The 14,198-nt window shown below is 63.4% G+C and carries 14 protein-coding genes; 11 read left to right on the forward strand and 3 right to left on the reverse strand.

From position 1 onward, the window contains the following. Positions 1-57 precede the first annotated feature (57 nt). The gene (locus tag BC360_RS19125; RefSeq protein WP_065796741.1) at positions 58-762 is read left to right on the forward strand and encodes a GntR family transcriptional regulator; all 705 of its coding nucleotides are present in this window, start codon (positions 58-60) and stop codon (positions 760-762) included. A gap of 130 nt (positions 763-892) precedes the next feature. Beyond that, positions 893-1,855, forward strand: a complete 963-nt coding sequence (locus BC360_RS19130) for a dihydrodipicolinate synthase family protein (RefSeq protein ID WP_065796516.1) — start codon at positions 893-895, stop codon at positions 1,853-1,855. A 168-nt stretch (positions 1,856-2,023) separates the two neighbouring features. Here BC360_RS19130 and BC360_RS19135 read toward each other — a convergent pair whose 3' ends face one another. After that, positions 2,024-2,662 (reverse strand): TetR/AcrR family transcriptional regulator, encoded by a 639-nt coding sequence (locus tag BC360_RS19135; RefSeq protein WP_065796517.1) that lies wholly within the window; start codon positions 2,660-2,662, stop codon positions 2,024-2,026. Positions 2,663-2,762: 100 nt separating this feature from the next. On the opposite strand from BC360_RS19135, the gene BC360_RS19140 reads away from it, so the two are divergent. Further along, positions 2,763-3,536, forward strand: coding sequence for an NIPSNAP family protein (locus BC360_RS19140; protein ID WP_244512780.1), 774 nt, complete (start codon positions 2,763-2,765; stop codon positions 3,534-3,536). A 224-nt stretch (positions 3,537-3,760) separates the two neighbouring features. Here BC360_RS19140 and BC360_RS19145 read toward each other — a convergent pair whose 3' ends face one another. Beyond that, positions 3,761-4,798, reverse strand: coding sequence for an Ldh family oxidoreductase (locus BC360_RS19145; protein ID WP_065786171.1), 1,038 nt, complete (start codon positions 4,796-4,798; stop codon positions 3,761-3,763). 156 nt (positions 4,799-4,954) lie between these two features. Here BC360_RS19145 and BC360_RS19150 point away from each other — a divergent pair, with 156 nt between their 5' ends. The 8 genes from BC360_RS19150 (at position 4,955) to BC360_RS19185 (ending at position 13,559) form a co-directional block, all read left to right on the forward strand. After that, entirely contained in the window at positions 4,955-6,472 is a 1,518-nt protein-coding gene (locus tag BC360_RS19150; RefSeq protein ID WP_065786172.1) for an aldehyde dehydrogenase (NADP(+)), read from the forward strand. 181 nt (positions 6,473-6,653) lie between these two features. Continuing rightward, positions 6,654-7,460 carry a transporter substrate-binding domain-containing protein gene (locus BC360_RS19155; protein ID WP_065786173.1) on the forward strand — a complete coding sequence of 269 codons (807 nt, stop codon included), beginning with the start codon at positions 6,654-6,656 and terminating at the stop codon, positions 7,458-7,460. A gap of 72 nt (positions 7,461-7,532) precedes the next feature. After that, the gene (locus tag BC360_RS19160) at positions 7,533-8,198 is read left to right on the forward strand and encodes an amino acid ABC transporter permease (protein WP_065786174.1); all 666 of its coding nucleotides are present in this window, start codon (positions 7,533-7,535) and stop codon (positions 8,196-8,198) included. A gap of 12 nt (positions 8,199-8,210) precedes the next feature. Then, on the forward strand, positions 8,211-8,864 hold the full coding sequence (locus BC360_RS19165) for an amino acid ABC transporter permease (protein ID WP_065796519.1): 654 nt from the start codon (positions 8,211-8,213) through the stop codon (positions 8,862-8,864). Beyond that, positions 8,857-9,579, forward strand: coding sequence for an amino acid ABC transporter ATP-binding protein (locus tag BC360_RS19170; RefSeq protein WP_065786176.1), 723 nt, complete (start codon positions 8,857-8,859; stop codon positions 9,577-9,579). The genes BC360_RS19165 and BC360_RS19170 overlap by 8 nt, the downstream gene beginning before the upstream one ends. A 7-nt stretch (positions 9,580-9,586) precedes the next feature. Next, positions 9,587-10,837 carry an NAD(P)/FAD-dependent oxidoreductase gene (locus tag BC360_RS19175; protein WP_065786177.1) on the forward strand — a complete coding sequence of 417 codons (1,251 nt, stop codon included), beginning with the start codon at positions 9,587-9,589 and terminating at the stop codon, positions 10,835-10,837. 14 nt (positions 10,838-10,851) lie between these two features. Beyond that, positions 10,852-11,853 carry a 4-hydroxyproline epimerase gene (locus BC360_RS19180; protein ID WP_065786178.1) on the forward strand — a complete coding sequence of 334 codons (1,002 nt, stop codon included), beginning with the start codon at positions 10,852-10,854 and terminating at the stop codon, positions 11,851-11,853. Then, positions 11,850-13,559, forward strand: coding sequence for an aconitase X (locus BC360_RS19185; RefSeq protein WP_065796520.1), 1,710 nt, complete (start codon positions 11,850-11,852; stop codon positions 13,557-13,559). The genes BC360_RS19180 and BC360_RS19185 overlap by 4 nt, the downstream gene beginning before the upstream one ends. A 112-nt stretch (positions 13,560-13,671) precedes the next feature. On the opposite strand, the gene BC360_RS19190 is transcribed toward BC360_RS19185, so the two are convergent. After that, positions 13,672-14,037: a hypothetical protein gene (locus BC360_RS19190; protein WP_065796521.1), complete on the reverse strand. Its 366-nt coding sequence runs from the start codon at positions 14,035-14,037 to the stop codon at positions 13,672-13,674. Between the last annotated feature and the right edge of the window lie 161 nt (positions 14,038-14,198).

Below are 14,198 nucleotides of genomic sequence, written 5' to 3' on the forward strand. Positions count from 1 at the left end.
AGTTGATCCGACGCGCGGCGAGAAGTATTCATGGTGTCGACAAAAGGATTCTTGAAAATGACCGATACCGATTCCAGCCCGACACTCGAACGCAAGCGCGGTTCCGGCGTGAAGATGGTCTACGACCTCCTGCGCGACGAGATCCTCGACCTGGTGCTGCCGCCCGGCAGCCCGATCGATGAAGTACAGCTGGCCGAGCGCTTGAAGATGTCGCGCACGCCGATCCGCGAGGCGCTGGTGCGTCTCGCTGGCGAAGGGCTGATCGACACGCTGCCGAACCGCTCGACGATGGTGGCGAACATCGACTTCCTCAACCTGAACCCCTTCTTCGACGCGCTGGTGCTGATGTACCGTGTCACCACCCGGTTGGCAGCACAGAACCACAGGCCGGAAGATCTTTCTGTCATCCGCGGCTTCCATGAGGACTATGCGGCGGCCGTCGTGACGCGCGACGCGCTGGCGATGATCGCCACCAATGCCGCCTTTCACGCGGCCATCGCCGAAGCCGGTCGCAACCCCTATTTCACCAGCCTGTTCCGCCGATTGCTGGACGAAGGGCGCCGAATTCTCCGCCTCTATTATCAGTCCTACGAGGAACAATTCCCGCAGCGCTTCGTTGATGAACACGCCCAAATCATCGCCGCGATCGAGGCCCGCGACGTCGAGACCGCCGACCGTCTTGGCAAGGCACATGCCGAGCAGATCGTCGAGCAGGTGCAGATGCTTTTTGCCCGCAATAGCAAGCTCGACATCGCCCTGTAGCGTCACTTGTATTTTTCTTGTCGACAAATAAAATACAAACAGCTATTGTCCTGATCAAAGGCATGGGAGACGTGCGCTGGCGACAGCGCGCAGGCCTCATGTCCTCGTGACAAGCCAAGAGGAGTTTCAAATGAAGGCGAAGATTTTCTCCGGCGTCATCCCTGCGCTGATGACCCCCTGCAAGGACGACCGCAGCCCCGATTTCGACGCGCTGGTGCGCAAGGGCCAGGAGCTGATTGCCCAGGGCATGTCCGCCGTCGTTTACTGCGGCTCGATGGGTGACTGGCCGCTCCTGACCGATGCGCAGCGCATGGAAGGCGTCGAGCGCCTGGTCAAGGCCGGCATCCCGGTCATCGTCGGTACCGGCGCCGTCAACACCGCTTCCGCCGTCGCCCATGCGGCTCACGCTCAGAAGGTCGGCGCCCAGGGTCTCATGGTCATCCCCCGCGTGCTTTCGCGTGGCTCGGTCGTCGCCGCCCAGAAGAACCACTTCAAGGCCATCCTCTCGGCCGCTCCGGACCTGCCGGCTGTCATCTACAACAGCCCCTACTACGGCTTTGCCACCCGCGCCGACCTGTTCTTCGCCCTGCGCGCCGAACATCCGAACCTCGTCGGCTTCAAGGAATTCGGCGGAGCCGCCGACATGCGCTATGCGGCCGAGAACATCACCAGCCGTGACGATGGCGTCTCGCTGATGATCGGCGTCGACACGGCCGTGTTCCACGGCTTCGTCAACTGCGGCGCGACCGGCGCCATCACCGGCATCGGCTGCGTGCTGCCGAAGGAAGTCATCCACATGTGCAACCTGTCGCGGGCAGCCGCCGAAGGTGATGTCGATGCACGCCTGCGCGCGCTGGAACTGGAACAGGCACTCGCCGTGCTCTCCTCCTTCGACGAAGGCCCGGACCTGGTCCTCTACTTCAAGCACATGATGGTACTGAAGGGCGACAAGGAATACACGTTGCACTTCAACGAGACCGACGTGCTCTCGGATAGCCAGCGCGGCTATGTCGAAGCCCAGTTCAAGCTGTTCAACACCTGGTACGCCGAGTGGAGCAAGCTTCCGGGCGCAGTGCAGGCATACAAGGCCTAACCATCGGTTGACCGCGCGCTAGAAAGTAGGCCCTCCCGTCCGGGAGGTCCTTAGCTAAAGTGTGGAATTTTAGGTGAAGCTCCTGCCGAACCCCCTACGCCGCAAGGACTTAGGGGGTTCTTTTTGCTTAAAATTTTGAAGGAAGCGAGAACCAGCGTCTGTTCGGCCCTAAAGTTCGTGTCCCAGCGACGTCTGAGTTCGAATGATCGACGTTAGCTGCTTGGCACAGATCTTCAAGGGTGTCACGGACTGGGATGCCTTCGCCATCGCCATCGCACCGGAATAGGTTGCCACGACCAGGGTTGCCATAGCCTCAGAATCGAAGTCGCGAACGGGAGCCGCACGAAGGTCGGCCCGCAGCTTTTCGGCGATGGCGGTCCTCCAGCGTATGAAGATCGCCTCGATCGCGGCTTGGAAATCCTCGTCCTCGCGCGACAGTTCAAGTGCGAGATTGTTCAGCGGGCAGCCCGAGACGGCCCCCTTCCGCTCCAGTTCGGAAATGATGGCTGCGAACACCGCCTGGATTCCATCGGCCGTTGTAGTGGCAAGATTGACTGGCGTGATCCACGTCAGCTCGACGGCTTCCGCAACACGATCCTGAATAACAGCAAGACCGAGGGCCTTCTTGGTGGGGAAGTGATGCGCGAGCGCTCCACCGGTGACGCCCGCATCGCGTTTCAGGTCATGCAGGCCACTGGAATGGTAGCCGCGGGTCGAGAATGCCGCGTAGGCCGCATCCACAAGCCGCTGCCTTAGTCCTTCGGGATCGTTCATGCGCCTATGCGACGAGGTAGGTCGTTCCGACATGGGTCCTTCCTTTCCTCCGCGTTATAGCAGGTTGACAAAACAGGACAACTGTCCTGTAGTCAAAACGGGACGGTTGTCCTGTTTTGTAGAGGGGATGCACATGACGTCAATCACAATGGACAAATCAATGCCGCAGGCTGCGCACGATAGAACCAACTCGATCATTGAGCTGCGGCGGTATCGGCTTCGACCGGAAGCCAGGGAGACTTTGATCGACCTGTTCGACCGGGAGTTCGTCGAACCCCAGGAAGCACAGGGAATGAGCGTAATGGGACAATTCCGCGACCTTGATGATCCCAACAGCTTCGTATGGCTCAGAGGCTTTCGCGACATGCCGTCTCGCGCAGCGGCGCTGAACTCGTTCTATACCGGTCCGGTGTGGGCCGCTCACCGCGACCAGGCGAACGGTACGATGATCAATTCGGACAACGTTCTGCTCCTGCGGCCCGCATCGCCCGATGTCGGCTTTGCGCCGTTGCGCACGATGCGCCCCGCGTTTGGCGCGGCGGATGTACGGCACGGTCTTGTGGTTGCGACGATCTGCTATCTCGCGCCACGCACGGACGACGAGTTTGCCGGATTCTTTGAAGCCGTTGTCAAGCCACATCTGCAGCAAGCCTCGGCCACTGTGCTGGCCGCTCTGGTCACCGAGCAGAGCCCGAACACTTTCCCCAGGCTGCCTGTCCGCGAAGGCGAGACAGTCTTCGTCTGGTTCTGCGCTTTTCCCAGTTTGGCTGCGTATGAGACCCACCTGGCCGAACTTGCGCAGTCCGAGACCTGGACGACGGAGGTCGTTTCGGAGATGGAGCAGCGGACGTGGAGGCAGAACGAAGTGCTGCGCCTAACGCCAACGGCGCGATCACTGCTGCCGTGATCGCATTGTGCCGGACAGCGCATTGGCTGGTCTTCTTGCGAGGGTCGTAGAGATCTCCTGGCGGCTGCTACCGGATGCCCGTTCGATAAACCCGAACATCAGCAGAATCTGAAAATGTGGAACCAGAGCAACCTGGTTCCACATTTTGGTCGACGCCAGGCCCTCCGCGAGGGCCTTTCGTTTCGCCGAATGCCAGAAGGGACTGGATGCCCCGGGCTGGATTCTTACGCCACGGCATCCAGCCCAAGCGCGTAGAGCCGGTCGAGCTGCTCCATCTCCGCCTTGTTAAGGACGACGCCCTCGGCTTCCGACTTGGCGCGCGCCACGAAGCGCCGCTGCGAGGGAAGACGGGCGCCCTGGCCGACGATCGCTTCGAACAGCATCTCGGCACGTGCGAACGGGTCGCCCGGCCGTCCGGCGGCGAATTTCGCCGGCGAAAACGCGATTATCAACTCGCCATGGAACGGCGCCAGGGTCGTGGTGCCGAGATAATCGAGCACTTCAGGGCTCGTCAGGTCGCCGATCATGATGCCTGCGAGAAGTTCGACCATCGTACCGATCGCCGAGCCCTTGTGTCCGCCGAACGGCAGCATGGCGCCGGCAAGCGCCGCTTCCGGATCGGTCGTCGGATTACCCTCAGCATCGATCGCCCAGCCCTCCGGCAGCGGCTTGCCTGCGCGGCGGTGCAGCTCGATCTCGCCGCGCGCCGCAACAGAAGTGGCGAAATCGAAGACATAGGGTGGCTTGCCTTCGCGCGGCCAGCCGAAGGCGAAGGGGTTGGTGCCGAGCAGCGGCTTGTTGCCGCCCGTCGGCGCCACGGTTGCATAGCTCGGGCACATCACCAGGCCGGCAAGCCCCTCTCCGGTCAGCCCTTCAACTTCGGGCCAAAGCGCCGAGAAGTGGGTGCAGTCGTTGATGACAAGGGCGGCAATGCCGAGGGAACGCGCCCGTTCGGCGAGCACCGGCAGGCCAAGCTCGAAAGCCGGGTTGGCGAAACCACCCTTGGCGTTCACCTTGACGATGGCCGAACCTTCCTGCCGATCCACTTCAGGCACCGCGTCCGGCTTCACCTTACCGGCCTTCACTGTCCGCAGCGCCCCTTCGATGCGGTAGACGCCGTGCGATTTGCAGGCATCGCGCTCGCCGGCGACGATCACGCGCGCGAGCGCTCCAGCCTGAACGCCATTGAGCCCCGCCTTGCGGAAGATCGCCTCGACGCGCTCATAAAGCGCTCCGATCGTCAAGGTGTTGGTCTCGCTCATCTCTCTCCCTCTCAAAATCCGCGCCTGATCCCGATAGGCCAGTCAGGCGATTGATGTTCTGCATACATATAGTATACAAAGAACCGACAAGTGCAATTCAGCCATGACCCCCTCTGCCACAAAAGGCAATGCGGGATCGAGAGAAAGGATCGGCAGATGACCTTCACCCCCAAAGGAAAACACTTGGTTGCAGGCGAATGGCTCGACGGTGTCGGCACCTTCGCATCGACGCCTGCCCACGGTCCGGTCCATCAGTTTGCCGCCGGGACGGTAGAACTGGTCAATCGCGCTGCCGAAGCCGCCGAAGAGGCTTTCCTGAGCTACGGCTATTCGACGCGGGCCGAGCGCGCCGCATTCCTGCGTGCCATCGCCGACGAGATCGAGGCGCGCGCTGAGGCGATCACCGAGATCGGCAGCCAGGAAACCGGCCTGCCCGAGGCGCGGCTGCAGGGTGAACGCGGTCGCACCACCGGCCAGCTGCGGCTTTTCGCCGACCATATCGAGAAGGGCGAGTATCTCGATCGTCGTTTCGATGCAGCCCTGCCCGAGCGCCAGCCGGCGCCCCGTCCGGAGATCAGGCTGATCCAGCGGCCGATCGGCCCGGTCGCCGTCTTCGGCGCTTCGAACTTCCCGCTCGCCTTCTCGACGGCCGGCGGCGACACGGCAGCGGCGCTCGCCGCCGGCTGCCCGGTAGTGGTCAAGGGCCATTCGGCGCATCCCGGCACCGGTGAGATCGTCGCTGAGGCGATCGAAGCCGCCATTCGCAAGACCGGCGTTCACCCGGGCGTCTTTTCGCTGATCCAGGGCGGCAGCCGTGACGTCGGCCACGCACTGGTCAAGCACCCGCTGATCAAGGCCGTCGGCTTCACCGGCTCGCTGGCCGGCGGACGGGCGCTCTTCGATCTGTGCGCCGCCCGTCCCGAACCGATCCCGTTCTTCGGCGAACTCGGTTCGGTCAACCCGATGTTTCTGCTGCCTGAAGCGCTCGGCGCCCGCGCTGAAACACTGGGCCAGGGCTGGGCCGGATCGCTGACCATGGGCGCCGGCCAGTTCTGCACCAATCCCGGCATCGCCGTTGTCATCGATGGCGCTGCCGCCGACCGCTTCACGGCGGCTGCCGTCGAAGCTTTGGGTAAAGTCGCGCCGCAGACGATGCTGACCGACGGCATCGCCAAGGCCTATCACGACGGACAGGCGCGCTTCGAAAGCCGCAACGCCGTCAAGCCGCTGCTCACCACCCAATCCTCCGGCCGCGCCGTCTCCCCGAACCTGTTCGAGACAACGGGTGAGCAGTTCCTCGCCGATCACGCGCTTGGCGAAGAGGTCTTCGGACCGCTCGGCCTTGTCGTCCGCGTCGGCTCGACGAGCGAAATGGAGCAGCTTGCCCGCGGCTTCGAAGGCCAGCTGACCACCACCATCCACATGGATGAGGGCGATCTCGAAACGGCCCGCGGTCTGCGCCCGATCCTCGAGCGCAAGGCCGGCCGCGTGCTCGTCAACGGCTTCCCGACTGGCGTCGAAGTGGTGGATTCGATGGTTCATGGCGGACCCTATCCGGCCTCGACCAACTTTGGCGCAACCAGCGTCGGGACCCTGTCCATCCGGCGCTTCCTGCGTCCGGTCGCCTACCAGAACATGCCGGAAGCCCTGCTGCCCGAGGATTTCCAGGGCTAAGGACGCGACAGATCGCTTCGCAGGGGACCCGTTTGGCGAAACAAATGGGAACCCTGCGGGCGTTTCGCGTTCGGATGATATACTTTTTGTATACTAATTGTATTTTTCTGTTGATTTACGCTCTCCAACGCGGAATAGTGTGTCAGCCGTCAAACGGCACATCACTTCAGGGAGAGAGATAATGAAAACCTCGATGCTCGCGCTCGGCCTCGTTGCCGCCACCGCTCTGACCAGCCCGGCCCATGCCGACAAGCTGGATGATATCATCGGCTCGGGTACGCTGCGTTGCGCAGTGGTTCTCGACTTCCCGCCGATGGGTTCTCGCGACGAGAACAACAATCCGGTCGGCTTCGACGTCGACTACTGCAACGACCTGGCAAAGGCGCTTGGCGTCACGGCCGAGATCGTCGAGACCCCCTTCCCCGAGCGCATTCCCGCGCTGATGTCCGGACGCGTCGACGTCGGCGTCGCTTCGACCTCCGACACGCTGGAGCGCGCCAAGACCGTCGGCATGACCGTTCCTTACTTCGCCTTCGAAATGGCCGTTACCGCCAATGACAAGACCGGCATCAAGTCCTTCGAGGACATGAAGGGCAAGGTTGTCGGCGCCACCGCCGGCACCTTTGAAGCCATCGCTCTGGAAAAGCAGGTCAAGGAATGGGGTGCGGGCGAATTCCGTCCTTACCAGACGCAGGCTGACGTGTTCCTCGCCCTCAGCCAGGGCCAGATCGACGCAACCGTATCGACCTCGACCGTGGCGCAGGCCAATGTCAAGACCGGCAAGTTCGCCGGCATCTCGGTCGTTGGCAAGGCGCCGTTCGACACCGACTACGTGGCTCTCTTCACCAACCGCGAAGAGTACGGCCTCATCAACTATCTCAACCTCTTCATCAACCAGCAGGTCCGCACCGGCCGCTATGCCGAACTCTACGAAAAGTGGGTCGGCGGCGAGCTGCCTTCGCTGGCGGTGAACGGCGTCTACCGCTAAACTGTCCGTTTCTCTGACGGCGCGAGGCAAACGCCTCGCGCCGTTACTCATTTTCGTAAAGGTGAGACGGCAATGTTCAATTACACCTTCCACTGGAACCAGGCGCTGAAAGCATTGCCGCAAATGCTTGACGGCGCGCTGATCACGCTGCAGATCGCGCTGCTGTCGATGCTCATCGGCGTGGCTTGCGCGCTCGCCCTGACGGGGTTTCGCCTGTCCGGCAACCGCGTCCTCAGCGGCTTTGCCACCACCTGGATCGAGATCGCGCGTAACACGCCCGCGCTGTTCCAGATCTACATGGCCCATTTCGGCCTCGGCAATTTCGGCATCCATCTGAGCCCCTACACGGCGCTGCTCGTCGGCATTGCCTTCAACAATGCGGGTTATCTGGCCGAAAACTTCCGCGGCGCCCTGAAAGCGATACCGGATACGCAGACCCGTGCCGGCCGTTCGCTCGGCATGACGGCGCTGCAGGCCTTCCGGTTCATCGTTCTGCCGCAGATGCTGCGTGTCGCCTTCCTGCCGACGACCAACCAGATGGTCTGGGCAATCCTAATGACCTCGCTCGGCGTCACCGTGGGCATGAACACCGACCTTGCCGGCGTCACCCAGGAACTGAACGCCCGGTCGTTCCGCACCTTCGAATTCTTCGCCCTGGCCGCCGTGATCTACTACGTGATCGCCAAGGCCGTGACCCTAGCTGCCCGAGCAATCGCCTCGCGCATGTTCCGCTACTGAGAGAGGTGAGAGATGTTCAATACCGCCCTCACCTGGAGTGATCTCGCCTTCCTGGCACAGGGTGCGGCGATGACGCTCGCCGTCACCGCCGTCTCCGTTACCGCCGGTACGTTGCTCGGCATCCTCTTTGGGGTGATCCGCGTTCAGGCCAGCACCTATTGGTCCGTGCCGCTGACCTTCGTGCTCGACGTGTTTCGCTCCGTTCCGCTCCTGATCCAGCTCGTGCTGGCCAATGCCTTCCAGTCCATCGCCAAACTGGGCTGGGGTCCGTTTACGACCTCCTGCGTGGTGCTGTCGCTCTACACGGCCGCCTATTGCACCGAGATCGTGCGCGGCGGCATCTCGTCCGTGCCGGCAACCACACGCCGCGCGTCGCGGTCGCTCGGCATGACCTGGTGGCAGGACATGCGTTACATCGTGGCGCCGCTCGCCACCCGCGTTTCGCTTCCGTCCTGGATCGGCCTCACGCTCGGCGTCATGAAGGATTCCGCGCTCGTGCTCTGGCTCGGCCTGATCGAGCTTCTGCGCGCCTCGCAGATCCTCGTCACCCGCCTGCAGGAACCGCTTTTCATTCTTCTGATCTGCGGTGCAATCTATTTCCTCATCAGCTTCCCCATCGCCCGGCTTGGTGGGTATCTCGAAAAACGGTGGTCCCCCAATGATTGAGATTGAAAACGTCCGCAAATCCTTCGGTACGCTGGAAGTTCTGAAAGGCATCGACCTCACCGTGAAGAAGGGTGAAGTCGTCACCGTCATCGGCGGTTCCGGTTCCGGAAAATCGACCCTGCTCACCTGCATCAACGGACTTGAGCCGATCGATTCCGGTCGGATCAAGATCGACGGCACAGAAGTCCATGCCAAGAGCACGGACCTCAACAAGCTGCGTAGCAAGGTCGGTATCGTGTTCCAGCAGTGGAACGCCTTCCCGCACCTGACCGTGCTTGAAAACGTCATGCTCGCTCCGCGCAAGGTGCTTGGCCTGTCCAAGCAGGCTGCCGAGGAGGTCGCCGTCAAGCAGTTGACCCATGTGGGTCTCGGCGAAAAGCTGTCGGTCTATCCCAACCGGATGTCGGGCGGCCAGCAGCAGCGCATGGCGATTGCCCGCGCACTCGCCATGTCGCCGGAATACATGCTGTTCGACGAAGTGACCTCGGCGCTCGACCCGCAGCTCGTCGGCGAAGTGCTCGACACGCTGCGCATGCTCGCCTCCGAAGGCATGACGATGATCTGCGTCACGCACGAGATGAAGTTCGCCCGCGAGGTATCCGACCGTGTGGCCTTCTTCCACAAGGGCGTGATGGCCGAGATCGCCCCGCCGGAGGCGCTATTCGGTGCACCGAAGGATCCGGAACTGCAGAAGTTCCTGGCAGCGACGCATTGAGCCGACCATGAAGGAAGCAGCTCAGCCTGATGTCATCGTCATCGGCGCCGGCGTTGTCGGCCTTTCCGCCGCGATTGCGGCTCAGGCACGGGGGTTTTCGGTCACCGTGCTCGACCGCGAAGGCCCGGCGGCCGGAGCCTCGGCGGGAAATGCCGGGGCCTTCGCCTTCACCGACATCCTGCCGCTCGCTTCGCCCGGCATCCTGAAGAAGGCGCCGAAATGGTTGCTCGATCCGCTCGGGCCGCTGAGCGTCCCGCCCGCCTACGCGCTGCAGATCGCGCCGTGGATGTTCCGCTTCTGGCGCGCCTGCTCGCCGAAGCGGGTGGCGCATTCGACGGCCGCTCAGACTGCGATGATGGACCTCTCCAAGGTCGAGCTGGAGCCGTTCCTTGCCGCAACAGGCACCCTGCCGATGCTGCGCAAGGAGGGCAATCTTCAGGTTTATGAAAGCAACGCCGAGCTCAAGGCTTCGCTGCCCGGATGGAAGGCACGCGCGGAACACGGCATCGCCTTCCAGCATCTCGATGCCGCCGCGATGGCCGAAATCCAGCCGGGTCTCGCGCCGCGCTTCACCCATGGCACGTTTACGCCGGGTTGGTACTCGATCGCCGACCCAAAGTTATACACCCTCGCACTCGCCGAGCATTTCCGCGCCAGAGGCGGCGTGATCGAGCGCGCCGAGGTAACTGCTCTTGCGCCCGTCGATGGCGGCGTCGAGATCCGAACGACAAGCGGCAACACCCGGCGGGCGGCCCAGGTCGTGCTCGCGGCCGGTGCCTTCTCCCACCGGATTGCCAAGTCTCTCGGCGAAAGCATCCCGCTCGAAACCGAGCGCGGCTACAATACCACCCTGCCGGCAGACGCCTTCGACCTGCGCACGCAGGTTACCTTCGGCGGCCATGGCTTCGTCGTCACGCGCCTGTCGACCGGCATCCGTGTCGGCGGCGCGGTGGAGCTCGGCGGGTTGACGCTGCCGCCGAACTACCGCCGGTCCGAGGCCATGCTGCAGAAGGCGCGCGCCTTCCTGCCGGGGCTCAAGCCCGAGGGCGGAGTGCAGTGGATGGGCTTCCGCCCGTCGCTGCCCGACAGCCTTCCGGCAATCGGCCAGGCCCGCGCCACACCGCGGGTGATCTACGCATTCGGTCACGGCCATCTCGGCCTGACCCAATCGGCGGGCACCGCCAGGCTTGTCGCGGATCTGCTGACCAGCCAGGCGCCAACGATTGACATCGCCCCCTTCTCGCCTCAACGGTTCTGACAGAGGTTTCGACCATGGCCACCTACACCTTCTCCTGCATTGACGGGCACACCTGCGGCAATCCCGTCCGCCTCGTTTCCGGCGGCGGTCCTCGTCTGGAGGGCGCCAACATGCTGGAAAAACGCGCCCATTTCCTCAGGGAATTCGATTGGATCCGCACTGGCCTGATGTTCGAGCCGCGCGGGCATGACATGATGTCCGGCTCGATCCTCTATCCCCCGACGCGGCCCGACTGCGATGTCGCCGTGCTGTTCATCGAGACCTCCGGCTGCCTGCCGATGTGCGGCCACGGTACGATCGGCACGATCACCATGGCGATCGAGAACGGCCTGATCACGCCGCGCGAGCCCGGCAAGCTGTCGATCGACGCGCCGGCCGGCAAGGTCGACATCAGCTATCGCCAGGAGGGCCGCTTCGTCGAGGAAGTGCGCCTGACCAACGTTCCCGGCTTCCTCTATGCCGAAGGCCTGAGCGCCGAAGTCGAGGGCCTCGGCGAGATCGTCGTCGACGTCGCCTATGGCGGCAACTTCTACGCCATCGTCGAGCCGCAGAAGAACTTCCGCGACATGGCCGACCACACGGCCGGCGAGCTGATCGGCTGGAGCCCGAAACTGCGCGCCGCCCTGAATGCGAAGTACGAGTTCGTCCATCCCGAGCATCCGGAGATCAAGGGGCTGAGCCACATCCAGTGGACCGGCAAGCCGACGCAGGCAGAGGCGCATGCCCGCAACGCCGTATTCTACGGCGAAAAGGCGATCGACCGCTCGCCCTGCGGCACCGGCACTTCGGCGCGCATGGCGCAGCTCGCCGCCAAGGGCAAGCTGAAGGTCGGCGACGAATTCGTCCATGAATCGATCATCGGCTCGCTGTTCAAGGGCCGGGTCGAGGCCGCGACCAAGGTCGCCGACCGCGATGCCATCATCCCCTCCATCGCCGGATGGGCGCGGATGACCGGCATCAACACGATCTTCATCGACGATCGCGATCCCTTTGCCCATGGCTTCGTCGTAAAATGAAAAATCCGATCTCCGCTCGCAGCATCCTTGGCGGCACGGCCGAGGGGCCGATCGTTGCAGCACCGGAAGCGCTGAGCTTCTGGGGTGGCGTCGATCCGGCTACCGGAGCGGTGATTGATGTCCATCACCCGCTACACGGGACCTGCCTGACAGGCAGCATCCTGATGATACCGTCGAGCCGGGGCTCCTGCACCGGCTCGGGCGTGCTGCTCGATCTGGCGCTGACCGGCCGCGCACCGGCGGCGCTTGTCTTTTCCGAGGCCGAGGACGTGCTGACCCTCGGCGCGCTGATTGCAGCCGAGATGTTCGGCAGACCGCTGCCCATCCTGCGCCTCTCGCCGGATGCCTTCGCAGCACTCGCCAAGGCGAAGACTGCGCGCATAACCGATACGGCGATCGAGGCCGATGGCCTGACGATCCCGATCGCGCCGTTCGCCACCGCGGCGCTCGATCTTGATGAAGCGGACCTCGCCATGCTGAATGGCCGCGACGGCGTTGCGGTCGAGGTCGCCATGCGCATCATCTGCGCCATGGCAGCGCAGCAGGGCGCGACGCGCCTCATCAGCGTGACCCAGGGCCACATCGACGGCTGCATCTACGCAAGCCCCGCCAACCTGACCTTCGCCGAGAAAATGGCTGACATGGGTGCGCGGGTCCGGCTGCCGACGACGATGAATGCCATTTCCGTCGACCGCGCCAACTGGCAGGCGCAGCGTGTGCCGGCTGCTTTCGGCGACCCGGCGGCGCGGCTCGCCGACGCCTATGTCCGCATGGGCTGCCGCCCGACCTTCACCTGTTCGCCCTATCTGCTCGACAGCGCGCCGCAGGCCGGTGAGGCGGTCGCATGGGCGGAATCCAACGCCGTCATCTATGCCAATACGGTGCTCGGCGCCCGCACCGCGAAGCACCCGGATTTCCTTGACCTCTGCATCGCGCTGACCGGTCGCGCCCCTTTATCCGGTGTCTATCTCGACGAACACCGCAAGGCCCGCCGCATCATCGACGTGGATCTGCCTGATGGGGTGGACGACGCTTTCTGGCCGCTGATCGGCTATCTCGCCGGACGTGCCGCGCCCGATCGCATTCCTCTGTTGCGTGGCCTTGCCGCTGCAAAGCCCACGTCCGATGACCTGAAGGCGCTCTGCGCCGCCTTCGGCACCACATCGGCGGCGCCTATGCTGCATATCGAAGGCGTGACCTCGGAGGCCGAAGGTGCGGCGACAACCGAGACTGACACCGTATCAATCACCCGCGCGGAGATGGCCGCCGCCTGGACGGTCTTGAACGAGGGACCGGAGGGCGTGGACCTGGTTGCCATCGGCAGCCCCCATGCGTCGCTCAACGAGTGTCGAGCCTTGGCCGCCGCGTTTGCGGGTCGCACACGGCACAAGGACGTCGCTGTCATCGTCACGGCGGGCCGTGAGGTGATTGCCGCTGCCCGCACCGAAGGCGTACTTGCCGAGCTGGAGGCAAGTGGCATTCAGGTCTTGCCCGACCTCTGTTGGTGCTCGATCTCGGAACCGGTTTTCCCGACGCGAACCCGCGCGCTGATGACCAATTCCGGCAAATATGCCCATTACGGCCCCGGCCTCTCCGGGCGTGTGGTGCGCTTTGGAAACCTTGCGGATTGCGTGACGGCGGCGCTGGCCGGTCGCGTACCTGCGCGGCTGCCGGACTGGCTCTCCCCGGCAGGGCGCCCCACATAATTCCTTAAATCGGAATCGATTTCAGGGCAAAATTATGCAGCAACTCAAAGTGTTACAGCGCTGCGCGTCTAAACAGACGCGCAGCGCTGTAGCGGCAGCCGCGAACACGCGCCTACAGATCAGCGGCGCGATCAACAAGGGTTTGGAACAACACGTTTGCAGCCTCTTGGGGCGTCGAAGCCGCAAACCAGACCGGATCGGTCATCAGGATGGCATGCTCCCTTCTGGAGGCGGTTCCGGATGCCTCGCACTCGTAGACGCCGCAGGCACGGCGCTGCTTGCGATTGAGCGCGATTTCGAGAATGCCCGAAGGCCGCGCACCCGGCGCATCGAAAATCTGCAGGACGTACCCGCGGAATCCGGCTCTGCCACCGTTGAAGTCGATCTCATCGAGAACGGACGGGCAGAGTTCCTCCTGCCCCACCGGAATAGGCCGTGTCCAGAACGGCCCCTGGTCGCCTTGATCTGCGCTCAGCATCTCACTCGCCTTCGTTCCCTCGGGGTCGCAAGCTTAACACTTGATCAGTGCGAGTTCAGCCGACCCAAAATAGAATGAGGCCGGACACTGCGACATGCTGGGTTGCAAGGCGTACCAGTTCAGAGTCAGGATCGGGATAGTGCCGACCCTGCTCCGGCTGC

The organism is Ensifer sp. LC163, assembly GCF_001695855.1.
GTDB lineage: Bacteria > Pseudomonadota > Alphaproteobacteria > Rhizobiales > Rhizobiaceae > Ensifer.